The sequence below is a fragment of the Clostridia bacterium genome, assembly GCA_012841935.1.
Classification (GTDB): Bacteria; Bacillota; Peptococcia; order DRI-13; family DTU073; genus DUTS01.
Genome location: DUTS01000015.1, coordinates 1 through 24,786, shown reverse-complemented (window position 1 = coordinate 24,786; position 24,786 = coordinate 1). Strand labels below are relative to the sequence as shown.

Here is a 24,786-nt window from a genome sequence, read left to right as displayed (position 1 = left end):
TAAATTTACCCCAAAAAGAATTAAAAACGGAAACTGCTTGTCGTGGTGGAGACTTTGAAGGTGTTAAAATTCATAGTGTGCGTTTACAAAGTATGGTTGCTCATCAAGAAGTCCTTTTTGCTGGTAAGGGCGAAGTATTAACGATTAGACATGATTCTTTTTCACGAGAATCCTTTTTGCCCGGTATTTTACTTGCCTTACGAAAGGTACACAATTGGCAGGGGCTAAAAGTTGGTTTAGAAGAAATTTTAGAATAGGAAAGGGGCAGTAATAATGAATAATTTTCCGAGATTAATTACCGCAATGGTCACCCCTTTTAATGATGATTATAGTGTGGATTTTGAAGGGGCACAAGAATTAGCTGTGCGGTTAATCACAGAAGGTAATGATGGTTTAGTTATTTCCGGAACAACCGGGGAATCGCCAACCTTAAGTAAACAGGAGAAACTTGATTTATTTAAAGTTATTAAAGAAAGAGTAGGTTCACGTGCTCAGATTTTTGCTGGTACAGGCTTAAATGATAGTTTGGCAACAGCACGTTTTACCGAAGAGGCCTCTCTTACCGGTGTTGATGGTCTTATGTTGGTTACACCCTATTATAATAAACCAAGTCAAGCAGGTTTATATCAACATTTTAAAACTATAGCTCAAGCGACAGATTTACCAATAATTCTTTATAATGTACCTGGTAGAACTGCAGTTAATCTGTTTCCGGAAACAACTGCTAAATTAGCGGAAATACCTAATATTATTGCTCTGAAAGAAGCCAGTGGAAATTTGGATCAAGTTTCGACCTTGCGGACAATATTACCCCCTGATTTTTACATTTTAAGTGGTGATGACAGTTTAACGTTACCGATGTTAGCTTTAGGCTGTCACGGGGTAATTAGTGTAGCCGCCCATTTAGTAGGCCGTCAAATGCGGGAAATGATTAATGCTTATTTAATCGGCGATATAGCTAAAGCTGCTCAAATTCATGGAAAACTGTTTCCTCTTTTTAAAGCTTTATTTATTGTTTCCAATCCTATACCTGTAAAAACCGCCTTAAATTTAGTAGGTAAACCTGCAGGTAAACTGCGTTTACCTTTAGTCGAACCCCAAGACTCCGAAGTACAAATAATTAAAAAAGCATTACGGGAAATTGGTTTATTAGCATAGAAAATGGGGAAGGAGAGCTCCTTCCCCATTGGTAATTACTTTAGATAGGTTGCGTTAACTGTGATTAAACAAATAACAGCTGCTTGTTTTCAGTGGTGAAATGATTTATAATAATTTAAGTGGTTAAATCAGAGCGGTGTTTTATGGATATGAAAAACCTTCTGGTCGGACTATAATGAGGAGGTTTTTTTTTCATATTATAATCAGGTGTAGAATGTAACAATTAGTTAATAGGGGGGTAATAATGTCGAGTAACAAATTATCCCTGATTCCTTTAGGTGGGCTGGGGGAAATAGGGAAAAATATGATGGTTGTTCGTTATAATCGGGAAATAATTATTATTGATGCTGGTTTGATGTTTCCTGAAGACGAACTTTTAGGTATTGATATAGTAATCCCGGATTTTTCTTATTTAGTAGAAAACAAAGAATTAATCAAAGGGATTGTGCTCACACATGGTCATGAAGACCATATTGGGGCTTTGCCCTATATTTTAAAAGAAATAAATGTTCCGGTTTATGGTACTAAATTAACTTTAGGTTTAGTACAAGAAAAATTAAATGAACAGCGTATAACCAATACCAAATTGGTTACAGTGCGGCCCAAAAACAGGATTAAACTGGGGCGTCATTTTCAAGTAGATTTCTTTAAAGTAAGTCATAGTATACCGGATGTAGTAGGTTTAGCGATTCATACACCTGTAGGTCTTATTTTGCATACAGCTGATTTTAAGTTCGACCAAACGCCTGTTGATGGAGAAGTAACCGATTTTGCAAGTATTGCGGATTATGGTAGGAAAGGAGTATTGGTGCTGCTTTCCGATAGTACTAATGTTGAACGTCCCGGATATACTCCTTCGGAACGAGCGGTAGGACAAACCTTTGATGAAATTTTTCGTAATGCATCTACCAGAATAATTGTGGCTACTTTTGCCTCAAATATTCATCGTATTCAGCAGGTAATTGATGTGGCTCATAAATATGATCGAAAAGTAGCCATAGTGGGCAGAAGTATGCTCAATGTTGCCGCAATAGCACAGGAAGCGGGATATTTAACTATTCCCCGAAACACCTTAATCGGAATTGAGGAAATTGATGCTTATCCATGTGAACAAATAACTATTTTAACCACCGGCAGTCAAGGTGAACCAATGTCAGCCTTAACTAGAATGGCGATGTCTGATCACCGCAAAGTAAAAATAGTTCCAGGTGACATAGTGGTAATTTCGGCAAATCCGATTCCAGGTAATGAAAAATTAGTAGGGAGAACAATTAATCAGCTTTTTTATTTGGGAGCTGAAGTTATTGCTGAATCAGTAAGTGGGATTCACGTTTCCGGTCATGCCAGTCAAGAAGATTTAAAGTTAATGTTTAATTTAGTCCGACCAAAATTTTTTGTACCGGTACATGGTGAATACCGTCATCTAGTGAAACATGCTCATTTAGCTGAACAAATGGGTATTCCCAAAGAAAATATTTTTGTCGCAGAAAATGGACAAGTACTGGAATTTACACGAAAAAAAGGTAATATTGCCGGGAGAGTAACTTCTGGGAGAATATTAGTAGATGGTTTGGGTGTTGGAGATGTGGGTAATATTGTTTTGCGAGATCGCAAGCAATTATCTCAAGATGGTATCTTTATTGTTGTGATCACAATTAATAAAGAAGCTGGTTCTGTTGCAGCCGGACCAGACATAGTATCACGTGGGTTTGTTTATGTACGCGAATCCGAAGAATTAATTGAAGAAGCCAAAGCAAAAGTTAAAGTAGTTCTTGATGATTGTTGTGCTAAAAATGTTACTGACTGGTCTACCATAAAAGGTCAGGTAAGAGATGCTTTAGGGAAATATCTTTATGAGCAAACTAGAAGAAGACCGATGATTATGCCCATAATTATGGAAGTTTAAATGCGTTTACGGACGCATTTTTTTTTTATAATTACATAAAATATTGGGGAAGACAGGAAAGGGAGGGTGTTATTTGTCGGAAAAACAACAGGAGGCCACTAATAAGGTTAGGGAAAATATTAAGGAATTGGGGGTAATGCAAATACCCCATGATGAAACTTCCAATATTCATTGTTTAACAATTGTAGGACAAGTCGAAGGACATTTAATTCTACCACCGCAAAACAAAACGACAAAATATGAACACATTATTCCTCAGTTAGTAGCTGTGGAGCAAAATTCAAAAATTGAGGGACTTTTAATTATTTTAAATACAGTAGGTGGGGATGTGGAAGCTGGTTTGGCTATTGCAGAAATGATTGATGGTTTATCCAAACCTACTGTTTCAGTAGTTTTGGGTGGGGGACATAGTATTGGGGTGCCTATTGCGGTAGCTGCGGATTATTCTTTTATAGCAGAAACGGCTACGATGACCATTCATCCAATACGGTTAACAGGTCTAGTTATTGGTGTTCCCCAAACATATGAATATTTAGATAAAATGCAGGACCGAGTAATTAGGTTTATAGAAAAACACTCCGGTATTTCAAGTAAAAAACTGCGTAAATTAATGTTTCAAACCGGGGACTTAGCCCGCGACATTGGAACAGTTTTAGTAGGAGTAGATGCGGTAGAATCAGGATTAATTAACGAAGTGGGAAGTTTATCTCCGGCAATTAACAAATTAAAGGAATTAATAGATGTGTCGAAAGGAGAAATTATTCATTGATTATTTATACACCGGTACCACCAGAAATCTTATGGTATCAATCCTCAAGTGAGGATTGGGAAATTAAAAATGGAAAAATTGAGGGTGTCCTGGTTGAATTAAAATTAAAACATGGGGATAATAAAGCAGTGATTGAACGAATCCTAAGTACAGATCCGGCCCATTTTTTAAAAACGGCCTGTCAACCAGGACGAGAAATAATTTTTTAAAAAACATTTGCTCTCATGTATTTGAATATAGTAAACTAATGTTGATGGGGTGAAATTATGCCTAAAACATCAAAATTGAAAGAGGAAATTAAACAAGAAATCCTCGGAATTTTTTTTATCGCTCTGGCAATTTTTATTTTTTTCTGTCTAGGTCAGGAAAGTGTTGCGGCAAATAGCTTTTCCGTTGGGGCGGTAGGGGGATTGTTTTGTTTTATTTTAAAAGTATTATGTGGTCAAGGAAAATTTTTAATTCCCTTACTTTTTTTGCTTATCGGGATTCTTAAACTAAGAAAACGTTTGGAATTTGAAATTTTACGTTTGAGTTCCATTATTGCTTTACTAATTTCCATTTTAGCCTTTTTTCATTTAAATTTACCTCAAGCACAGCAAACGATTGCCTTTGGTAGGGACGGCTTAGGTGGTGGGGTTCTAGGGGGAATGGCGGTTACTTTTTCTTTATTTCTTTTTGGTAAAGCCGGTTCTTATATTTTTTGGTCAGTTTTAGTAATTGCTTCATTTGTAGGCATTGCTAAAAAGAGCTTAGCAGAATTAATTAAGCAATTTTTTACGCGAATCAGAGTTTTTTGTCAAAATACAAAGACTGGTATTAATGATTTCTTGTTTATTGAAGAACCAGAGTCTTCACAGGTGGTTAAAAAACAAGTAAAAAAATCAGCAGTTCCTGAATTTGCTGAAGAGGATAAAGAAGTCCCTTTGACGGATCTTTTTACTTCGCCTGCTTTGATTAAACCAGAAGAAAAACAAGTAATAAAACCTGTACAGGTAAGTGAAGATTTTCAATTCCCTGATTTAAAATTATTAAAAAGAGCTCCAAAAGTAAAAAGTTCGCGGCTAAATAAGGATATTACCAACAGTGCACGAGTTTTGGAATCTACCTTGGCTAATTTTGATGTACAGGCTAAAGTAGTTAATGTTAGTCGTGGTCCGGGAATTACTAGATATGAAATTCAGCCAGCCCCGGGAATTAAAGTAAGTCGTATTGTGAGCCTAGCTGATGATATTGCACTTTCTTTGGCTACTTCACAAGTGCGTATTGAGGCACCTATACCGGGAAAAGCGGCTGTGGGTATAGAAGTTCCTAACAAGGAAATAACCATTGTAACTTTACGTGAAGTTTTAGAAACAGGACTGTTTCAAAATTCGCCTTCCGAATTAACGGTGGCTCTTGGTAAAGATATTACCGGTAATCCTATTGTAGCTGATTTGGCCAAAATGCCTCATTTGCTAATTGCCGGGGCTACTGGTTCAGGTAAAAGTGTTTGCATGAATGCTTTAATTATTAGTATTTTATATAAAGGACATCCGGAAGCTGTTAAAATGCTTTTAATTGATCCTAAAGTAGTTGAGTTTTCCGCTTATAATGGTATTCCACATTTAATTTCTCCTGTAATTACCGATCCTAAAAAGGCTGCTGCTGCTTTACGCTGGATGGTTTCCGAAATGGAAAACAGGTATGAACTATTTGCGGAGAAAAAGGTAAAAGATATTCAAAGTTATAATCAGTCCATTACCGTAGAGGAAACTAAACTACCTTACATTATTGTTTTTATTGATGAATTAGCTGATTTGATGATGGTTGCGGCGGCTGAAGTGGAAGATGCAATTTGTCGTTTGGCCCAAATGGCTCGGGCGGCAGGAATTCATTTAGTAGTAGCTACACAGAGACCTTCTGTGGATGTAATTACTGGAGTAATTAAGGCTAATATTCCTTCCAGAATTGCTTTTGCTGTTTCTTCACAAACTGATTCGCGCACCATTCTAGATTTAGGTGGGGCTGAACGTTTACTGGGACGTGGGGATATGCTTTTTTATCCTACCGGATTACCTAAACCTATACGCGTACAAGGTGTTTATGTTTCTGATGCAGAGATTAACTCTTTAGTTGAATTTTTTACTAATCAAGCAACTGAAACTGATTATATTGAACCATGGACAGAGGTCGAACAAAATATTGAAGAATCTACCGGGGATGAGGATCCTTTATTAGGTGAGGCCATAAAGTTATTTTTAGAATACGGTCAAGCATCTATTTCCCTATTACAGAGACGCTTAAAGATTGGTTATACTAGGGCAGCGAGAATTATTGATTATTTAGAGGATAAAGGAATGGTTGGTGGTTATGAAGGTAGTAAACCTAGAGCAATTTTAATTACATGGGATGAATATTATGAGTATTTTGGTACACCGAAAAAAGAGGAGTAAGGAGGGGACAAATGGAACGGTTGGGTGATTTATTAAGAGAAGCTCGTTTAAGTAAAGGACTTTCTTTGGAACAAGTTGAGCAGGAAACAAATATTCGCCTGGAATATATTCAAGCTATGGAAAATGAAGATTGGGATTTTTTTCCCGAATTTGTCTATTTGAAAAGTTTTTTAAGAACCTATTATCGTTATCTTGGACTGGAAAATAGTGAGTATTTACATTTATTAATTGAATCAATAAAACCTCAACCAATTCCCCCTAAAATACCGCAAAAAATAGATTTAACGGTGGCTCCATCGCGTATAGCCAAAATTGTTTTTGTGTTTTTGGCTATTATAGTGCTCTTTTCTACTTCCTATATTTATCAGCGTTTTTTTATTTCCACACCCGAAATACCTGAGGAAGAATTAACACCCAAGCCTATAGTGGAAAATGAAATTGTTGAACCCCCGGAAGAAGAGCAAGAAATCACTGATTTTTCTTTAGTCTTAAGCTGTATTGATGACCGCTGTTGGGTAGAAGTGATCGATGCCGAAGATAATTATCTTTATCGAGCGATCATGACTAAGGGAGAAGAAATTAGTTTTACTAATTTAAATTGGGTATTTTTAAAATTAGGTAATGCTGGGCAAATGAATGTCTTTATAAATGATAAACCTTTGGACAAACTTGGCCGCATTGGAGAGGTAATTACAAAAACATATGGAATTGAAGATAATCAAATTGTTGAATTATAGTGGAGGCGGCAAATGGGACAGTATTTTAAGATTGTTACTTTAGGTTGTGCTAAAAATTCTGTTGATAGTGAACAACTTTATAGTTTACTTTCTCGTAATGATTTTCAACCGACAGCACAGCTAACTGAGGCGGAAATTATTATACTTAATACCTGTGGTTTTATTACTGATGCCAAGCAAGAATCTATTGAAATGATTTTGGAATTAGCGAAATATAAAAAGCGGGGTAATTGTAAGTGTTTAGTAATGATTGGTTGTTTGGTACAGAAATATGTTTCGGAATTAAAGGCGGTTTTACCTGAAGTTGATATATTTTTAGGTAGTGGTGACTTATTAAAATTGCCGGAATTATTGGCGGGTTTTTCTGCAGGTGAAAAAATCGTTTTAGTTACTCAACCTGAAAATTACCTCTATGATGATTGCTTACCGCGAAATTATAAGTTACAACGTTCTTATGCCTATGTTAAGATAGCGGAAGGTTGTAATAATTTTTGTACTTATTGTGTTATTCCGGAAATGAGAGGGGTTTATCGAAGTCGGCCCTTAACTTCGATAGTAAATGAAGTAAAGGCTTTAACCGAACACGGGATTTCCGAAATAATTTTAATTGCCCAGGATACAACTTATTATGGACAGGATTTAAGTGGTGAATATCTGTTGCCTGAATTATTGCGTCAACTAGTTAAATTACCAAAATTAAAATGGCTGAGATTACATTATTGTTATCCTGAACATCTGACTACTGAATTACTAGAATTAATTCAGCGGGAAAAAAAGATTTGTAAATATCTTGATATACCTTTACAACATATTGCCGATCCCATTTTAAAGGCAATGGGTCGTTCATTTGATAATAAAAAAATTAAACATTTATTAGCTAAGATTAAAAAAATAATTCCGGGAATTACACTTCGTTCAACCTTTATAGTTGGTTTTCCTGGTGAAACCGAAGCACATTTTAAAGAACTGCTAAATTTTCTGCAGGAAACTAAATTTGCTCGTGCTGGTTTTTTTGCTTATTCACGTGAGCCCAACACACCGGCTGCACGTTTACCAGAACAAATAAATCCTCAACTCAAATTGGAAAGATTACAAAAAGCAACTTCACTACAAAGTAAAATTTTGGCCCATTCATTGGCTGCTTATTTAGGTCAAAAGGTGCACATAATTGTTGATGGTCCTAGTTCTGAATATGAAGGTCTCTGGGAGGGAAGAATGGCCAGTGATTCCCCCGAAATAGATTGTCTTGTTTATTTTAAACCTCAGATAAGGCTTAAAATTGGTGATTTTATAAAAGTAAGCATAACCCATAGTCGGGATTATGCTTTATTGGGAGAGATTATTAATGAATTTGGCCAATAAACTTACTATGCTAAGAATTGTTTTAATACCTATTTTTATGTTTTTTGTTTTAATTCGTGTTCCCTATGGTCAGTATATAGCCACAGGTGTTTTTATACTGGCGGCTAGCACTGATGGGCTTGATGGTTATATTGCACGTAAACGAAAACAAATAACCAATTTCGGAAAATTAATGGATCCTTTGGCAGATAAATTATTGATTACCGCAGCCTTAATAGTTTTGGTAGAATTGGCGTTGTTAGCTGGTTGGATTGCCTTTATAATTATCGGCAGGGAGTTTTTTGTTACTGGATTACGAACTATTGCTGCCGCGGAAGGGATAATTATTGCTGCTAGTAAGTTAGGTAAATTAAAAACAATTACTCAAATCATAGCTATCACTGCTTTACTATTAAATGTTCCCGGAGGACAATATTTAATTTATTTAGCGGTATTTTTTACTTTATGGTCAGGTTTGGACTATTTTTTAAATGCTAGAAAGAAATTGAGGTTAAAAACAAAATGAAGGAAGCAATTAGATGTTTGGCAACAGGTTTTTATGTAGGTTTAGTCCCTTATTTTCCCGGGACAGCTGGTAGTTTGGTGGCTTTTATTTTAATTTGGTATTTGGAGATCACTTTAGTCGCTTTGATATTATTAACTTTGTTTGGTGTTTTTTTATGTCAAAAAGCAGAAGAACTTATCGGGATTCACGATGCCCCCCAAATTGTTTTTGATGAATTTTGTGGTGCTTTTTGGGCTACTTGGGGACTAACTTCTTTACCCCAATTTATAATTGCGTTTATTTTTTTTCGTTTTTTTGATATCCTGAAACCTTATCCTTTAAAGAAATTACAAAGTTTACCACATGGTTGGGGTATTATGGCTGATGATCTGGCTGCTGGTTTTATGACACGTCTTTTATTGGCTATCTTTATTTATTTTGGTCTAGTTTAACTCCTTATTTTCCAGGCTTTGTCTAGGGAAAATGTACTACAGCTATGTTATAATGAATTTGTAAACTTGGGGAAGAAAGGAAGTAAATTTCATGTGGAATAAAGTATTGCGTATTTTCGCAATAGTCGTCATCGGCTTTCTTTGTTTCGCTTTTTTATATGGTGGAACTTATTTTTACCGTCATTATTTTTATGAACATCCTTTGGAAAAAGATTTGGCCTGTTTAGAGGGTATCGAATTATTGGAATTTGTCCCCACTAAAGAACAGGTTTTATTAAAAGTTGAATTTAAAGATGTTCAAGGCCTACGCAATCGATTTTATACTTTATTAGAGTGTCTTCATAAAGAAAAAATCAACAATTATAATTTACAAATAAATAATTCCTTTAGTACACCATTTTTGTCTGCATTTATTAAACAGGCAAAACTCCCTATTTATGAAGCCATTAGTACTGGTAATTTTACGGTTTTACCGGAACATTTAAATGTCTTAAGTAAAAATGAACTAAAGTATGATTTAGAAGTTGATGATCAATTTGTTTTTCTTACAGTGGAAAAAGGTACTGATTTTGCACATTTAGTAATTTGCCGTGAATCTCTACCCATAAAAATTGTCACTCTAGAGGGAGTTGAATTTTACTAAAATGAAAAAGGTAGAAATTATTAGTGGTCTCATAATGGGTCTACTACTCTATTTATTTTACCTCGGCTATGATTTAAGACCTTTAATTATTCTAGGTACTTTATGTTTTTTCTTTTATTTATTTTCCGCTAAAAAAGGCTTGTTAAACCTAAATGGTCATCAAAAATTAATTGAAAAAACTAATTTTAATTTTGATGATATTGGAGGTTTAGAGACACCCAAACGTGAACTAAAAGAAGCCTTGGAATTTTTACTAAAGTCTAGTTTGGTTCATCAAATGGGTATTAGACCAATTAAGGGGATTCTTTTAACTGGACCTCCGGGTACAGGAAAAACACTATTGGCTAAAGCAGCTGCTGGTTATTCTGATGCCGTATTTTTGGCTACATCTGGTAGTGAATTTATTGAAATGTATGCCGGGGTTGGTGCCCAAAGAGTGAGGAATCTTTTTCAAAAAGCACGTGATTTAGCCAAAGAGCAAAAAAAGTCGCGGGCCATTATTTTTATAGATGAAATTGAAGTTTTGGGCGGCAAACGAGGTTCACATAGTGCCCATTTGGAATATGATCAAACTTTAAATCAATTATTAGTCGAAATGGATGGAATGCATAATCGGACCGACATACAGTTATTATTAATTGCCGCTACTAACCGACCTGATTTATTAGATAATGCACTTTTACGTCCAGGGCGTTTTGATCGTCAAGTAAGGGTCGATCTTCCGGATAAAGAGGAGCGTTTAACTATTTTGGAATTACATTGTGCCAATAAACCTTTGGATAAAAAAACAGATTTGACGGAAATTGCCGCCAGTACCTATGGCTTTTCTGGGGCACATTTGGAAAATGTAGCTAATGAGGCGGCTATTTTGGCTTTACGTGAAAATAGTACTTTAATTAAGCAAGCTCATTTAAGAGAGGCCGTAGATAAAGTGATTTTAGGTGAAAAACTATCACAGCGCGCCAAAAATGAGGAAACCTTAAAGAGGGTTGCTTTTCACGAAACCGGACATGCTTTAGTTAGTGAAATTTTAAATCCTGGTTCAGTAGACCAAATTACTGTTACCTCACGTGGTAAAGCCCTAGGATATGTACGTCATCTTCAGGATGAAGATCAAGTATTATATACTAAATCTACTTTAGAAAATGAAATTATGATTCTTTTGGCTGGTGCTTTAAGTGAAGAATTATTTTTAGGAGAAAAGAGTACTGGTGCTGCTAATGATTTTGAACGAGCCATTAAAGTAGCCCAACAAATTGTTTCTACCGGTTTATCAAAATTAGGTGTGGTTTCCGTTGAATTACTTCCGGAAAAAAAATTTTACGCAGTCTGTCGTGAAATTATTAATGATTTGGAAGAACAAACTAAACAAATTCTTTTGATGCACGAAACAATAATTATGGAGCTTGTGGAAGTATTAAAAAATAAAGAAAAGATCAGTGGCTCTGAATTTAGACAGTTATTAGAAAAAAATAAGAAGCCTCGTTCTGCATAATGTAGGTTCCCTATTTAATTTAGAACTATTAACCGCCCCCAATCTTTATAGACGAAATACAATATGCACCCGGTTTATTCCACCAAATGAAAATTAGCCTTGATCAGGAAGGAAAAAAAGGACAGTTTTTTTGTCCGGCTCTCAACAGTTTAAAATGATGAAGAATGTTACTGAATCATTAGCTGAACGCAGCCGGGATATTGTCGAAATATCCTATGATCAGGTTTGGCAGACAATTCAGCGTGGAAGTATGCCTGAGTTGGTGATAAATAAAGATTTTGACTGGCAAATGTTTTACGGGGCCTATGTTAAAACATATTTGGCACGCAATGTTGGCATTAGTTCACCAACAGCAGAGCACTGGCTTTCAATTCTGGTGATAGCGAACATTGTTTATCTTTTAAAACCATACACTAACAACAGAATCAAGCGTACTATCAAAACACCTAAATTATATTTTCTTGACACAGGGTTGGCGGCTTACTTAACCCGTTGGAATACATCTGATGTGTTGAAAAATGGGGCGGTGGCCGGAGCCTTTTTTGAAAGCTTTCTCATTGGGGAAATTATTAAAAGTTATTATAATAAAGGTGTGCTGGAGCCCCCCCTTTATTTTTATCGTGATAAAGATATGAATGAAATTGATTTATTAATTGAGGAAAATGGAACACTGTATCCTCTAGAAATTAAAAAACATGCTGATCCTAGTCAGAAGGATATTGTTGCTTTTCGCCAATTGGATAAAATTGCGAACATGCAGCGTGGGCCGGGTGGCGTTATTTGCTTATATGATCATCTGGTGACTCTGAAAGATAACGATCGTGTGATCCCAATTCGATTTATTTAAAGTGGGATTAGAATTATCGTTACGAGTTTGTATTATCTTGAATAAGGGAATGGAGGTAAGGAAAATGATTTATCGAATTGGTAAAATTTTGCCGAAAAGTTGGACTGACAGTCGGCGGCTATTTGCTTTATTTGTGAAACCTCAACAATTAAAAATGCTTGTACTTGATTTAGATGGGACAACATTAAATGATCAAAAGGAAATGATTCCAGAAAATATTACGGCTATTAAGAATTTACGACGAAAAAATCCCAAAATAATTGTTTGTGTTGCTACAGGGCGGACCTTTCATGAGTCAGTCCGTTTTGCCCAAAAAATTGAAGCAGATTTTTTGTTAACGAATAATGGTAGTGCTTTTTATCAGCGAGTGGGAACTAAATATGAATTAGGTAAGGCTTTTACTCTTTCTGAACAACAATATCAGACAATTTATAATCAAATTAGAAAATATGAAAGTGAAAACTCTGATTTGGCATGGCGTATTGGTCTAGCCGATACCCGCTATAATATTATTACAGATAATCAGATAGGTGTCTTAAAAAAAATACATAAGGCGTTTTCCCTTACTGAGGAAAAAGTGGTTAAGCCTGTTCTGATTAAAGATTTTGCTGAAATTAGAAAACAGGGGTTAAGTCAAAGTCTACTTAATATTTATCTTGATTTTGGTCAGACTGCATTAGGGAAAAAACAATATCAAGAATTTGAGGAGTTTTTACAAAGGGAAAAAGTTGATTATTTTCAGTGGTCTGACTCTCAATATGAAATTGTTCCTAAGGGTGTAAATAAGGGAAGTACTTTGGCTGTGATTATTGCGGAACAAAGAAAAAAGGGAAATTACATTAAAGAGCATGAAGTTATGGTTTTGGGGAATGCCGAAAATGATCTGCCAATGTTTGAAAAGGGTTTTCGTAGTTTATGCCCAGCTAATTCTTGGGAAGGAATTGAAAAGGCGAAAAATGTAAGGAGATTAAAGGTAACCAATAATGAGCCTTTTGTACAGGCGGCACTTGATGAGTATTATCGGAAACCTTCAATGGTAAAGCGTTTGCTAGAGGAAATTAAAGAAAGACATGAGGCAATCCGGAGACCAGCAGTTTTAAAACGAGAAGAAATGGAGAAAGAACATTACTAAATTCCTGATGTAGATTGCTTTCGGTCTAATTTTTCTATAAAATTAAACCGAAAGAAAGAAAAAGGTGATTTTATGCAGGCTGAATTAATTTCCGTGGGAACAGAACTCCTTTTGGGTCAAACTTTAAATACTAATGCCCAATTTTTAGCTAAGGAATTAGCTAACTTGGGCATTAATGTTTATTTTCAAACCACGGTAGGTGATAATCCTGAACGTTTATTACAAGCTTTGGAAATCGCTACTCACAGAGCAGATTTAATTATTCTTACAGGTGGCTTAGGACCAACTCAGGATGATTTAACCAAAGAGACATTGGCTGCTTTTTTAAAGTTACCTTTAGAAATTGTACCGGCAGAATTAGAACGTCTCAAGGCTGCCTTTTGCCAGGCGACTTTACCTTGGACCAATAATAATAGTAAACAAGCTGCCTTTATACCTGGATCCATTATTTTACCAAATTCAATTGGTTCAGCGGCGGGAATGGCTTTTAAAAAAGGAAATAAGGGCTATCTGCTCCTTCCGGGTCCACCTTCTGAAATGAAGCAAATGTTTTTAAAATCAGCACAACCTTGGTTAAATAAATATTTTCGTAATGAAAATCAAGGACATTTATATTCAACTAAATTGAAATTTATAGGAATTACAGAATCAGGTTTGGAAGTTTTGTTAACTGATCTTTTGGAAGAACAAAGTGAGGTCACTTTAGCCCTTTATGCACAGCCCGGGGAAATTCAATTACGCCTGACTTCGCGGGCTGCAGATAAAAAGGAATTTGAAGAAAAAATTAGGCCTTTATTACAAGAAATAAAAAAAAGAACTACAGCTTATTTTTTTGCACGTGATGAAGTAACAATCAATGAGGTTGTGGCTAAATTATTAAAGGTCAATAATTTAACTATCAGTACCGCAGAATCTTGTACTGGTGGACTTTTGGCGGCTAGTTTAACAAGTGTGTCTGGAGCCTCGGCATATTTTTTAGGTTCACTAGTTGCTTATGATAATCAAGTAAAAGTTAAATTATTAGGTATTCCCCAAAAAGATTTAGAAATTAACGGAGCAGTAAGTGCATGTGTGGGGAAAAAAATGGCCCAAAAAATCAAGCAATTAACAAATAGTGATCTAGGGATTGGTATTACCGGAGTAGCCGGGCCCGGGGGAGGAACAATAGAAAAACCTGTAGGCTTGGTATATATAGGCATGGCTACTCCGGAAAATGTTTTTTGTAATCAATATTATTTTAGAGGTAATCGCGAAATGATTCGCCGGCGTACGGTTCGACAGGCCTATTATTTGATTTGGAAATATCTACAAAAAATGTTAAAATAAATAGGACACTATTGACAGGCATTAAGGCTTGGTCTATAATAATCTCGAACAGGCGTTTTTAAAAATTTTAAGGAGGGCTTTCATGTCAGATAAAAAAAGGGCTTTGGAAATGGCTTTAGCCACAATTGAAAAACAATTTGGAAAAGGTTCAATTATGCGTTTAGGTGAAGATGTAGCTAAATTACAGGTAGATACCATTCCTACTGGTATTTTAACCTTAGATCTAGCTTTAGGAGTTGGGGGTGTACCACGGGGTAGGGTGATAGAAATTTATGGTGCCGAATCTTCCGGAAAAACTACCATTGCCCTACATATTATCGCTGAAGCACAAAAAAGTGGTGGAATTGCCGCTTTTATTGATGCGGAACATGCCTTAGATCCCCTTTATGCTCGCAATTTGGGGGTAGATATTGATAATCTTTTAATCTCACAGCCTGATACTGGTGAACAGGCTTTGGAAATTGCCGAAGCTTTAGTAAGAAGTGGTGCGGTTGATGTGGTAGTTATCGATTCGGTGGCTGCTTTGGTACCACGTGCCGAAATAGAGGGAGAAATGGGGGATGCCCATGTGGGCTTACAGGCACGTTTAATGTCCCAAGCTTTGCGTAAATTAGCTGGTGCGATTAGCAAATCCCGAACAACGGCTATTTTTATCAATCAAATTCGTGAAAAAGTTGGTATAATGTTTGGTAATCCGGAAGTAACACCTGGGGGTAGAGCACTCAAATTTTATTCCTCGGTACGCATGGAAGTACGCAGATTGGAAACATTGAAAAATGGTACAGAAATTATTGGTACTCGTACCAGAATTAAGATCGTTAAAAATAAAATAGCACCCCCCTTTAAACAAGCAGATTTTGATATTATGTATGGGGAAGGTGTCTCACGAGAAGGAAATATTCTTGATTTGGGTGTAGATCTAGATATTGTGAAAAAGAGTGGTGCTTGGTATTCCTATCAAGACACTAGATTAGGCCAAGGCCGCGAAAATGCGAAAATATTCCTCAAAGAAAATACCGCTATCGCTGATGAAATTGCAGCCATGATCACTCAATCCTTCCGAAAAAAAGATGAATAAACAGCTTTTAAACAAGGCACTAAAAAAACTATCCAGAAGGGCTTATAGTGAACAAGAACTAAAAAATTATTTAGTTAAATTTGCTCCTACCACTGATGAACTTAAAGAAGTATTTACAAAATTGCGTTCCTGGGGTTATTTGGATGATCAAAAATTGGCTGAGGAGTGGTATGAATTTTATCTGTGTAAAGAAATCTATGGTTATTTTTACATTTTTAAAAAACTGCAAACAAAAGGTATTCCCCTCGAAATAATTAAAACTACCCTCGCTAATTATGATTTTGAATTAGAATTAAAAAGAGCTAAAGTTTTGGCGGAAAAATATTGGCAAAAAGACAAATCACTAAAAGGGCGGGAAAAGGTAGCCCGCCGCCTATATTACCGCGGTTTTAGTGAAGCTAATATTCGTAAAATAATTACTGAGTTAATCATAGTGTAGTTTATTGGATTGCTTGACAGCTACTTTTTAAACAATTAAAATTGAATTGGAGAATTACGGTTTTACTTTTTCCGCCAATAGGTTTTCTTTTATATATTTTCAAGTATATATTTTATAAACCAGAACAGATGTTTATAATGTCATGGAGTACGCTTATTTTTGTCCGTGTACTATGTTTATTTGTCTGTATAATTTGGCGGATCCTGTAATAACCGAGTTTTCTTCGGTTATTTTTTTATCTATCAAAGGAGGTGAAGATGATTAGTGCTTATTTAATTTCAGCGATAATTGGTCTTGGTATAGGTTTTTTTATTGGATATATAATCAGGAAAAAAATTGCGGAAGCCAAAATTGAATCTGCCGAAATAGCGGCAAATAAAATTTTGGAAGAGGCACGGCGTAGTTCAGAAGCCAAGAAAAAAGAGGCTATTTTAGAGGCCAAAGAGGAAATTCATAAACTAAGAGTTGAGCTTGATCGTGAAACAAGAGAACGGCGCAATGAAATGCAGCGTTTAGAAAGGCGTCTACTACAAAAAGAGGAAATGTTAGATCGTAAATCCGAATTAATTGAAGGTAAAGAGGAAAGTATTCGTTCCCAAGTACAGGAATTAAATCAAGAGAAAGAGGAAATAACCAAGATTAAAGCACAGCAAATGGATGAATTAGTAAGAATCTCAAATTTATCTTTTAATCAGGCACGTGAAATGATTTTAAAACGTGTTGAGGAAGAAATTAAACATGAAACAGCAATGTTAATAAAGGAATACGAAGAAGAAGCCAAGGAACATGGAGAAAAAAAGGCCAGAGAAATTATTTCTTTAGCCATTCAACGCTGTGCTGCTGATCATGTTACCGAAACTACTGTTTCGGTGGTATCTCTGCCAAATGATGAAATGAAGGGTCGGATTATAGGCCGGGAAGGACGCAACATAAGGACATTAGAAACACTTACCGGAATTGATTTAATCATTGATGATACTCCGGAGGCAGTTATTCTTTCAGGTTTTGATCCCATTCGCAGAGAAGTTGCTCGTTTGGCCTTGGAAAAATTAATTTTAGATGGACGTATTCATCCAGCACGGATTGAAGAAATGGTAGAAAAAGCAGAAAAAGAAATTGCTCAAAAGATAAAAGAAGATGGGGAACAGGCGACATTTGAAACAGGTGTAAATGGACTTCATCCTGAATTAATTAAACTATTAGGTCGACTGCAATATCGAACAAGTTATGGACAAAATGTTCTCCGGCATTCCATAGAAGTAGCACATTTAGCTGCAGTAATGGCAGCTGAATTAGAAGTAGATATAGCTTTAGCCAAAAGAGCCGGACTTTTGCATGATATTGGCAAAGCTGTTGATCATGAGGTAGAGGGTCCTCATGTCACCATAGGGGCTAATTTGGCTAAAAAATATCGTGAATCAGAAGAGGTTATTCATGCGATTAGGGCTCATCATGGTGATGAACCTTTCCAATCCGTGGAGGCGGTATTAGTAGCGGCAGCTGATGCAATTTCAGCAGCTAGGCCGGGGGCCAGACGTGAAACACTAGAGGCCTATATTAACCGACTGGAAAAATTGGAGGAAATAGCGAATAGTTTTGAAGGTGTTGAAAAATCATATGCTATTCAAGCTGGTCGTGAAATTAGGATAATAGTTCAACCGGAAAAAATTACTGATGAATATTCAGTTACTATGGCTCGTGAATTAGTGAAATCTATTGAAAAGAATCTTGATTATCCCGGACAAATTAAAGTTGTAGTTATTCGGGAAACACGGGCAATTGATTATGCGAAATAAAAGCGATCAAAAGGTCGCTTTTATTTTTAAGGAAAGGGCGGTTTCGAGAAATGTTAAAGGTGTTAGTTATTGGCGACATCGTAGGTCGACCCGGTCGAAATGCAGTTAAAGAATATCTACAAAAAAATGGAGACGAATATGATTTTATAATTGCCAATGGGGAAAATGCTGCAGGTGGAAGGGGGATTACCCCTCAAATAGTATATGATTTTTTTAACTATGGTGTCGATGTTATTACTTTAGGAAATCATGTTTGGGATAAAAAAGAAATTATTGAATTTATAGAACATGAACCTAATTTAATTAGACCGGCCAATTATCCACCCCCAACACCCGGAAAAGGTGCAGTAATAGTTAAATTAGCTTCCGGGGTAAAAATAGGGGTAATTAATCTTTCGGGTCGTATTTTTTTACCGTCTTTAGATTGTCCCTTTCGTAAAGCAAAAAAATTAATTAAAGAACTTAAAAAAGAAACTTCTTTAATTATTATTGATTTCCATGCTGAGGCTACTTCGGAAAAAGTAGCCCTCGGCTGGTTTTTAGATGGTCAGGTTTCAGGTGTTTTAGGAACTCATACACATATTCAAACTGCTGATGAAAGAATACTTCCCGGGGGAACGGCATATATATCAGATATTGGGATGACTGGTCCGCGAAATTCAGTTTTAGGCATGAAAAAAGAAGCCATAATCGAAAGGTTTCTAACTCAAATGCCTATACGTTTTGAAGTCGCGGGGGGAGAAACTATTTTTAATGCAGTAAGTTTAAATCTAGAGATACAAAGTGGAAAATGTACCAAAATAAAGAGAATTAAAGAATATTTTTCGGCTTAAAACTCTTTTATTCTCGGTTTTTTGAGAATCTTTTATAATTAGTGATTCTTTTTGTTAAAAATATAGAGGAATTTTTTAGTTTGTGTTGAATATATATACAACAATAAAATAAAAAATTATACAATATTGAAGGAGGTTACCAGATTGGATGTTCTTAAAGTTTCAGCAAAGTCTAGTCCAAATGCAGTTGCAGGAGCATTAGCAGGAGTTATTAGAGAGAAGGGGTCTGCAGAAATGCAAGCCATTGGTGCTGGTGCTTTAAATCAATCGGTCAAGGCAGTGGCTATTGCACGTGGGTTTGTTGCTCCTAGTGGAGTAGACTTGGTTTGTATTCCCGCTTTTACCGATATTCTCATTGATGGCGAAGAACGAACTGCGATTAAATTAATTGTTGAACCAAGATGAATTAGCTTTGTTGTTGGGGACCTGTTTATTAAAACAGGTCTTTTTTATTTCTAGGAAAGGAGCAAAATGTGTTTATTGTTGATGGTCACTGTGATACACTTTTAAAATTATTTAAAAATAATGAGTCTTTTTGGGAAGAAGAAATTAGTGGACATGTAAATTGGCAGCGTTTACAAAAAGGTAAAGTAGCCCTACAATTTATGGCAATCTATATTGAACCAGAATATAAAAGGGCGGGGCCCTTGAAACGTGCCCTAGAAATTTTAGATTATTTTTATCATTTACAGCAGGCAGGAAAAGGGAAGCCTCTGCTTGTAATTAAAAAGGAAGATCTGCAAAAGCTAAAAAAGGAACAGCCAAGTGTTTTACTAGCGATTGAAGGAGGTGAAGCCTTAGAAGGTAATTTAGCGGTTTTGCGAATCTTATTTAAACTGGGTATTCGTTCCCTAACACTTACTTGGAACCAAAGAAATGAATTAGCTGATGGTATCTGGGAAGAAAAAACAGCAGGGGGATTAACCTCTTTCGGATGTCAAGTAGTCAAAGAAATGAATCGCTTAGGGATGTTAATTGATGTTTCACATTTATCCGAAAAAGGTTTTTGGGATGTTCTAAAATTTACTCAACAGCCAATTGCAGCTACACATTCTGCATGTTATGCTTTAAGAGCCCACCCACGTAATTTAAGGGATGAACAATTAACGGCTTTAGTCCAAAATCAAGGTATTATTGGTCTTAATTTTTACCCATTGTTTTTGGGCAGCCAATCACAGGTAATTAGCTTCAGAAATGTTATTGAGCATTTGGAACATGCCGTAAGTATCACCGGTATAGATCACGTTGGTTTAGGTTCAGATTTTGACGGTATTGCTCAAGTTCCACTTGGGTTAGAGGATGCTACTAAATTTCCCGTTATAATTGAAGAACTTTTACGTTTAGGTTGGCCGGAAAGTGATGTAAAAAAAATTATGGGAGGTAATTTTTTACGTGTCCTGCAGCAAGTCTTACCTGATTAAAGCAGATTTACATTTACATACCACGGCTTCTGATGGAGCTTATTCACCAAAGGATTTAATAGAATTGGCTGCAAAAAAGCAGATTAAATATTTAGCTATTACAGATCATGATACTTTACAAGGCTTGGATGAAGCAGCTAAAACATGTCAAGAAAGGGGAATTGTTTTTTTTCCGGGTATTGAATTTAGTACTGTTTATTCTCAACATGAAATCCATATTTTAGGCTATAATTTACAATTAACCAATCCAAATTTAATTTCTATCGTGAAGAAATTACAAAATTCTCGATGGCTGCGAATGGAAAAAATGATTGCTAAATTAAAGTCTCTGGGAATTTCTATAGAAAAAGAAGAACTGGCCAAGTTTTCTACTAATCGTAATTGGGGAAGACTTCATTTAGCTCTGGTTTTACAGGAAAAAGGAATTGTCAATTCAACAGCAGAAGCCTTTCAAAAATATTTAGAACCAGGTGCCAAAGCCTATGTGCCCCGTTATAGGTTATGTCCTTTTGAAACTTTAAAGATAATAGCAAAAGCCGGAGGAAAATCTGTAATTGCCCATCCAGGATTATCAAAAGCCGATCACCTCATTCCTTTATTAGCAGAAAAGGGCTTAATAGGTATAGAGGTTTATCATCCAGCCCATAGTGAAAATGAATGTTTAAAATATAGACAACTTGCACAAAAACATAATTTAATCATTACTGGTGGATCGGATTTTCATGGTCATCTAGCCGAGGATTTAAAATATTTAGGTGAAATGCCTATACCATTATCTACTCTGAGCTATTTAAAAAGTAATTAAGAAATTCCTTAAAATCCACTGCATTATTAGCTGTTTTTTACTTGACCTAAGAATGATAAATTATGATATAATGCCTTTAACGTAGTTATCATCTACAGGGGAGGTGAAATAATGGAAAATTTAAGAACTGGATTAACTTTTGATGATGTTTTGTTGGTTCCTGCACGTTCTGAAGTTTTGCCGCGAGATGTAGATATTACTACTCAATTAACCCAAAAAATTAAATTAAACATTCCTATAATTAGTGCGGGAATGGACACTGTGACAGAATCACGTATGGCCCGTGCTATGGCCCGGGAGGGAGGTATAGGTGTTATTCATAAAAACATGTCCATTGCCAAACAAGCCATGGAAGTAGACCGGGTTAAGCGTTCGGAACACGGGATTATTACTGACCCCATTTATTTAAGCAAAGAACACACAGTAGAAGAAGCCTTGGAAATTATGGCTCGCTACCATATTTCCGGTATTCCAATTATTGAAGGAACAAAACTAATTGGCATAATTACTAATCGAGATATTCGTTTTGAAACCGATTTTACCAAAAAAATTGATGATGTTATGACTAAAGATAGGTTAATTACTGCCCCAGTAGGTACGACATTAGATGAGGCTAAAAAGATTTTGGCTAAGTATAAAATTGAGAAATTACCCTTGGTGGACGAGAATTTTAATTTAAAAGGCTTGATTACCATAAAGGATATAGAAAAAGGTATTAAATATCCAAATTCAGCCAAGGATACCAACAGTCGTCTTTTGGTAGCCGCGGCTATTGGAATAAGTGAAGATACTTTTAAGCGGGTACAAGCCTTGGTAGAATCTAAAGTTGATGTAATTGTAGTTGATACAGCTCATGGACATTCCCTGGGTGTTTTACGAACCGTCGAAAAATTACGCAACCTTTATCCGGATTTAGAAATTATTGCTGGTAATGTAGCAACAGCTGAAGGAACTAGAGATTTAATTAAGGCTGGTGTCGATGCGGTTAAAATTGGCATTGGTCCAGGTTCCATTTGTACAACTCGAGTGGTCGCTGGAATAGGTGTACCACAATTAACTGCCATTTATGATTGTGCCCAAGAAGCGGCTAAAGATAATATACCGGTAATCGCTGATGGGGGAGTTAAGCACTCTGGTGATATCGTTAAAGCTTTGGCGGCTGGAGCTAGTGTAGTAATGATCGGCAGTCTTCTTGCTGGAACCGAAGAAAGTCCGGGTGAAGTAGAAATTTATCAAGGTCGCAGTTATAAAGTTTATCGGGGTATGGGTTCCTTGGGGGCTATGAAAGATGGTTCCGGAGATCGCTATTTCCAAGAAAATCTAAAAAAATTAGTTCCTGAAGGTGTAGAAGGCCGTGTTCCTTATAAAGGTTCAGTAGCAGATATGATTTACCAATTGGTAGGAGGTATTCGTGCTGGCATGGGTTATACGGGGTGTAAAAATGTCGAGGAATTAAAAACAAAAGCCCGTTTTATTCGCCAGTCATCTGCTGGTTTACGTGAAAGTCATCCACATGATATTCGAATTACAAAAGAATCGCCTAATTATATGTCTTAAAAAAAAACACCTGATTGTCCGGGTGTTTTTTATAATATCCCTACTTTCCCTTGAATAGATTAAATAAAGGGTGATTTAGGGAGGTTCTTTTTATGTTTATTTATTTTTCTCGTCTTAAATTATTTCGCTGGCTATTAATGATGGTAATTATTATTGCTGTTTTAGCAATTTTTCCAATGCCGATCAAAAATATGGCTCAGGAAGTGGTAACCGTATTAGCTCAGGGTAGATTAGTACCAATTTATGCAGTAGATACTCCAGAAAAAATAATTGCCTTTTCTTTTGATGCTACCTGGGGAAGTACCCGAACACCTAAAATTTTGCAAATTTTAGATGATTATGAGTTAAAAACTACTTTTTTTCTGACTAATATTTGGCTAAAGGAATATCCCCAACTAGCCAAAGAGATAAGTGAACGCGGTCATGAAATTGGTCTACATACCGCAAATCATCCGTGTTTAACTGATTTAGGAAAAGAAAAAATCAGTGAAGAATTAGTTAAAAATGCGGAATTAATCACTGAAATAACTGCTCAGAAACCAAACCTTTTTCGTCCACCTTTTGGTGCTTATAATAATTTAGTTATCAATACAGCAGCTGATTTAGATTTCATAACTATTCAATGGAGTGTTGATTCTTTGGATTGGCAAAATCTTTCGGCTAAAGCCATGTTCGAACGGGTGAAACAAAAAATTCATCCTGGAGCAATTGTACTTTTTCATAATGATGGGGAAAACACCCCTGAAGCCTTAAAGCTTTTATTACCTTATTTACAAAAAGAAGGTTATCAGATTGTACCTATTTCAGAATTGATTTATAATGAGAATTATTACATAGATCAACAAGGTATCCAAAAACAAAAAAATTAGGAGGTAATTTTATGTTAACAGGAAAAGTGGCCATTGTTACTGGAGGTACACGCGGCATAGGTTTTGCCATCGTTAAAAAGTATTTAGAACATGGGGCTCAAGTTGTTTTTTGCGGTTCCAAACAAGAAACAGTTGATCATGCACAAAAGAAATTAGATTCTACACAAGCCCGTGGAATAGTTTTGGATCTTTTTGATCCACAAGCTATTACTCAAGAATTCAAAGATATCCAAGAAAAATATGGTCGGTTAGATATCTTAGTAAATAATGCCGGGATCTCTCAAAGGGAAAGTATTTATGATTTAAAACCTGGGGATTTCGAACAAATTTTAAAATTAAATGTACAAGCTGTTTTATATTGTTCTCAAGCTGCCGCTAAATTAATGAAGCCACAAGGTGGTGGTGTTATACTAAATACTAGTTCTATGGTGAGTCTTTATGGTCAGAGCTCTGGTGTAGGTTATCCGGCTTCTAAGTTTGCTGTTAATGGTATCACCAAATCTTTAGCCCGGGAGTTGGGTCCTGATAAAATTAGGGTAAATGCTGTTGCACCCGGAATAATTAATACCGATATGGTTAAGGCTCTACCGAGGGAAATTATTGAACCTCTTATTACCACCATTCCTTTAGGACGGATAGGCGAACCTGAGGATATTGCTAATGCCTTTTTATTTTTAGCCAGTGATTTAGCTGCTTATATTACGGGTGCTATTTTATCTGTAGATGGAGCTGCTAGAAGTTAAAAAAGGGCTGAACGGCCCTTTTTTAACTTTACAGTAGTCTAGATGCGGTTCTGAACATGTGCATTAATATATGTTATAGTTTGCTTTAGAAAATAAATAAGGAAATGAGGACTTGAATTGATTACCGATATACTTTATATGCAGAATTACGGGAAAAAATTAAACAAAATGAACTTAAATAAAGAAAAAACTGTAACCGCGGTGGAAAAAACTGCTTCGTTTTAAAAAACGAAGCAGTTTTTTTATAATTTCCCTTTGCAGGAAGCGACAGCAAATAAAAGATATGGTAAAATCGGGGTAGAAATGGAGGTTCTTAAATGCGCAGCAAAATAGATAATTTAGTACCATATGATCCCGGACTAACATTAGAACAATTAGAAAAAAAATTGGGTAAGCCTATTCTCAAATTAGCATCTAATGAAAGTTTATGGGGTCCAACCCCAAAGTTAAAGGCTTATTTACAAAATAATTTAGAAAGATTAAATTTCTATCCTGATGGAAC

The 24,786-nt window shown here is 35.9% G+C and carries 25 protein-coding genes and 1 pseudogene; all 26 read left to right on the top strand.

Annotation, left to right across the window (positions count from 1 at the left end):
• A partial coding sequence (locus GX687_01095; GenBank protein ID HHX96052.1) for a 4-hydroxy-tetrahydrodipicolinate reductase occupies nt 1–257 on the top strand: 257 nt, incomplete at its 5' end.
• Nucleotides 258–273: 16 nt separating this feature from the next.
• Entirely contained in the window at nt 274–1,158 is an 885-nt protein-coding gene (dapA, locus tag GX687_01090) for a 4-hydroxy-tetrahydrodipicolinate synthase (GenBank protein ID HHX96051.1), read from the top strand.
• Between the two features lie 244 nt (nt 1,159–1,402).
• Nucleotides 1,403–3,064, top strand: coding sequence for a ribonuclease J (locus tag GX687_01085; GenBank protein ID HHX96050.1), 1,662 nt, complete (start codon nt 1,403–1,405; stop codon nt 3,062–3,064).
• Between the two features lie 136 nt (nt 3,065–3,200).
• A complete protein-coding gene (locus tag GX687_01080; protein ID HHX96049.1) occupies nt 3,201–3,833 on the top strand; it encodes a translocation-enhancing protein TepA in 633 nt (210 codons plus the stop codon).
• Nucleotides 3,830–4,042, top strand: a complete 213-nt coding sequence (locus GX687_01075) for a hypothetical protein (GenBank protein ID HHX96048.1) — start codon at nt 3,830–3,832, stop codon at nt 4,040–4,042. Before GX687_01080 ends, GX687_01075 begins: the two co-directional genes overlap by 4 nt.
• A 57-nt stretch (nt 4,043–4,099) precedes the next feature.
• Nucleotides 4,100–6,265, top strand: coding sequence for a DNA translocase FtsK (locus GX687_01070; protein ID HHX96047.1), 2,166 nt, complete (start codon nt 4,100–4,102; stop codon nt 6,263–6,265).
• An 11-nt stretch (nt 6,266–6,276) separates the two neighbouring features.
• On the top strand, nt 6,277–7,002 hold the full coding sequence (locus GX687_01065) for a DUF4115 domain-containing protein (protein ID HHX96046.1): 726 nt from the start codon (nt 6,277–6,279) through the stop codon (nt 7,000–7,002).
• 12 nt (nt 7,003–7,014) lie between these two features.
• Entirely contained in the window at nt 7,015–8,364 is a 1,350-nt protein-coding gene (rimO, locus tag GX687_01060; GenBank protein HHX96045.1) for a 30S ribosomal protein S12 methylthiotransferase RimO, read from the top strand.
• Entirely contained in the window at nt 8,348–8,869 is a 522-nt protein-coding gene (gene pgsA, locus GX687_01055; protein HHX96044.1) for a CDP-diacylglycerol--glycerol-3-phosphate 3-phosphatidyltransferase, read from the top strand. The genes rimO and pgsA overlap by 17 nt, the downstream gene beginning before the upstream one ends.
• Nucleotides 8,866–9,300 carry a phosphatidylglycerophosphatase A gene (locus GX687_01050; GenBank protein HHX96043.1) on the top strand — a complete coding sequence of 145 codons (435 nt, stop codon included), beginning with the start codon at nt 8,866–8,868 and terminating at the stop codon, nt 9,298–9,300. Before pgsA ends, GX687_01050 begins: the two co-directional genes overlap by 4 nt.
• Nucleotides 9,301–9,391: 91 nt before the next feature.
• A complete protein-coding gene (locus tag GX687_01045) occupies nt 9,392–9,943 on the top strand; it encodes a hypothetical protein (protein HHX96042.1) in 552 nt (183 codons plus the stop codon).
• Nucleotide 9,944: 1 nt separating this feature from the next.
• Entirely contained in the window at nt 9,945–11,438 is a 1,494-nt protein-coding gene (locus GX687_01040) for an AAA family ATPase (GenBank protein HHX96041.1), read from the top strand.
• A gap of 86 nt (nt 11,439–11,524) precedes the next feature.
• Nucleotides 11,525–12,285: pseudogene (locus tag GX687_01035) on the top strand (DUF4143 domain-containing protein).
• 64 nt (nt 12,286–12,349) lie between these two features.
• Nucleotides 12,350–13,417: an HAD family phosphatase gene (locus tag GX687_01030; protein ID HHX96040.1), complete on the top strand. Its 1,068-nt coding sequence runs from the start codon at nt 12,350–12,352 to the stop codon at nt 13,415–13,417.
• A 72-nt stretch (nt 13,418–13,489) separates the two neighbouring features.
• Nucleotides 13,490–14,743, top strand: coding sequence for a competence/damage-inducible protein A (locus tag GX687_01025; protein ID HHX96039.1), 1,254 nt, complete (start codon nt 13,490–13,492; stop codon nt 14,741–14,743).
• 82 nt (nt 14,744–14,825) lie between these two features.
• Nucleotides 14,826–15,821 carry a recombinase RecA gene (gene recA / locus GX687_01020; protein ID HHX96038.1) on the top strand — a complete coding sequence of 332 codons (996 nt, stop codon included), beginning with the start codon at nt 14,826–14,828 and terminating at the stop codon, nt 15,819–15,821.
• Nucleotides 15,814–16,260 carry a hypothetical protein gene (locus GX687_01015; protein HHX96037.1) on the top strand — a complete coding sequence of 149 codons (447 nt, stop codon included), beginning with the start codon at nt 15,814–15,816 and terminating at the stop codon, nt 16,258–16,260. Before recA ends, GX687_01015 begins: the two co-directional genes overlap by 8 nt.
• Nucleotides 16,261–16,517: 257 nt before the next feature.
• Nucleotides 16,518–18,056 (top strand): ribonuclease Y, encoded by a 1,539-nt coding sequence (gene rny / locus GX687_01010; protein HHX96036.1) that lies wholly within the window; start codon nt 16,518–16,520, stop codon nt 18,054–18,056.
• A 50-nt stretch (nt 18,057–18,106) separates the two neighbouring features.
• The gene (locus GX687_01005) at nt 18,107–18,889 is read left to right on the top strand and encodes a TIGR00282 family metallophosphoesterase (GenBank protein HHX96035.1); all 783 of its coding nucleotides are present in this window, start codon (nt 18,107–18,109) and stop codon (nt 18,887–18,889) included.
• Nucleotides 18,890–19,033: 144 nt separating this feature from the next.
• Entirely contained in the window at nt 19,034–19,294 is a 261-nt protein-coding gene (locus tag GX687_01000) for a stage V sporulation protein S (GenBank protein HHX96034.1), read from the top strand.
• 68 nt (nt 19,295–19,362) lie between these two features.
• Entirely contained in the window at nt 19,363–20,310 is a 948-nt protein-coding gene (locus GX687_00995) for a membrane dipeptidase (protein ID HHX96033.1), read from the top strand.
• Nucleotides 20,282–21,115, top strand: a complete 834-nt coding sequence (locus GX687_00990) for a PHP domain-containing protein (GenBank protein ID HHX96032.1) — start codon at nt 20,282–20,284, stop codon at nt 21,113–21,115. The genes GX687_00995 and GX687_00990 overlap by 29 nt, the downstream gene beginning before the upstream one ends.
• Before the next feature lie 111 nt (nt 21,116–21,226).
• Nucleotides 21,227–22,672: an IMP dehydrogenase gene (gene guaB, locus GX687_00985; GenBank protein ID HHX96031.1), complete on the top strand. Its 1,446-nt coding sequence runs from the start codon at nt 21,227–21,229 to the stop codon at nt 22,670–22,672.
• A gap of 92 nt (nt 22,673–22,764) precedes the next feature.
• Entirely contained in the window at nt 22,765–23,541 is a 777-nt protein-coding gene (locus tag GX687_00980) for a polysaccharide deacetylase family protein (protein ID HHX96030.1), read from the top strand.
• A gap of 11 nt (nt 23,542–23,552) precedes the next feature.
• Nucleotides 23,553–24,284: a 3-oxoacyl-ACP reductase FabG gene (locus tag GX687_00975; GenBank protein ID HHX96029.1), complete on the top strand. Its 732-nt coding sequence runs from the start codon at nt 23,553–23,555 to the stop codon at nt 24,282–24,284.
• A gap of 317 nt (nt 24,285–24,601) precedes the next feature.
• Nucleotides 24,602–24,786 (top strand): histidinol-phosphate transaminase (locus GX687_00970; protein HHX96028.1); only part of this gene is annotated, 185 nt, incomplete at its 3' end.

Excerpts from the sequence above, each read along its gene's own strand:
- dapA (HHX96051.1), top strand. The coding sequence starts at position 274 with ATGAATAATTTTCCGAGATTAATTACCGCAATGGTCACCCCTTTTAAT.
- GX687_01085 (HHX96050.1), top strand. The coding sequence starts at position 1,403 with ATGTCGAGTAACAAATTATCCCTGATTCCTTTAGGTGGGCTGGGGGAA.
- GX687_01080 (HHX96049.1), top strand. The coding sequence starts at position 3,201 with ATGCAAATACCCCATGATGAAACTTCCAATATTCATTGTTTAACAATT.
- GX687_01070 (HHX96047.1), top strand. The coding sequence starts at position 4,100 with ATGCCTAAAACATCAAAATTGAAAGAGGAAATTAAACAAGAAATCCTC.
- GX687_01065 (HHX96046.1), top strand. The coding sequence starts at position 6,277 with ATGGAACGGTTGGGTGATTTATTAAGAGAAGCTCGTTTAAGTAAAGGA.
- rimO (HHX96045.1), top strand. The coding sequence starts at position 7,015 with ATGGGACAGTATTTTAAGATTGTTACTTTAGGTTGTGCTAAAAATTCT.
- pgsA (HHX96044.1), top strand. The coding sequence starts at position 8,348 with ATGAATTTGGCCAATAAACTTACTATGCTAAGAATTGTTTTAATACCT.
- GX687_01050 (HHX96043.1), top strand. The coding sequence starts at position 8,866 with ATGAAGGAAGCAATTAGATGTTTGGCAACAGGTTTTTATGTAGGTTTA.
- GX687_01045 (HHX96042.1), top strand. The coding sequence starts at position 9,392 with ATGTGGAATAAAGTATTGCGTATTTTCGCAATAGTCGTCATCGGCTTT.
- GX687_01040 (HHX96041.1), top strand. The coding sequence starts at position 9,945 with ATGAAAAAGGTAGAAATTATTAGTGGTCTCATAATGGGTCTACTACTC.
- GX687_01030 (HHX96040.1), top strand. The coding sequence starts at position 12,350 with ATGATTTATCGAATTGGTAAAATTTTGCCGAAAAGTTGGACTGACAGT.
- GX687_01025 (HHX96039.1), top strand. The coding sequence starts at position 13,490 with ATGCAGGCTGAATTAATTTCCGTGGGAACAGAACTCCTTTTGGGTCAA.
- recA (HHX96038.1), top strand. The coding sequence starts at position 14,826 with ATGTCAGATAAAAAAAGGGCTTTGGAAATGGCTTTAGCCACAATTGAA.
- GX687_01015 (HHX96037.1), top strand. The coding sequence starts at position 15,814 with ATGAATAAACAGCTTTTAAACAAGGCACTAAAAAAACTATCCAGAAGG.
- rny (HHX96036.1), top strand. The coding sequence starts at position 16,518 with ATGATTAGTGCTTATTTAATTTCAGCGATAATTGGTCTTGGTATAGGT.
- GX687_01005 (HHX96035.1), top strand. The coding sequence starts at position 18,107 with ATGTTAAAGGTGTTAGTTATTGGCGACATCGTAGGTCGACCCGGTCGA.
- guaB (HHX96031.1), top strand. The coding sequence starts at position 21,227 with ATGGAAAATTTAAGAACTGGATTAACTTTTGATGATGTTTTGTTGGTT.
- GX687_00980 (HHX96030.1), top strand. The coding sequence starts at position 22,765 with ATGTTTATTTATTTTTCTCGTCTTAAATTATTTCGCTGGCTATTAATG.
- GX687_00975 (HHX96029.1), top strand. The coding sequence starts at position 23,553 with ATGTTAACAGGAAAAGTGGCCATTGTTACTGGAGGTACACGCGGCATA.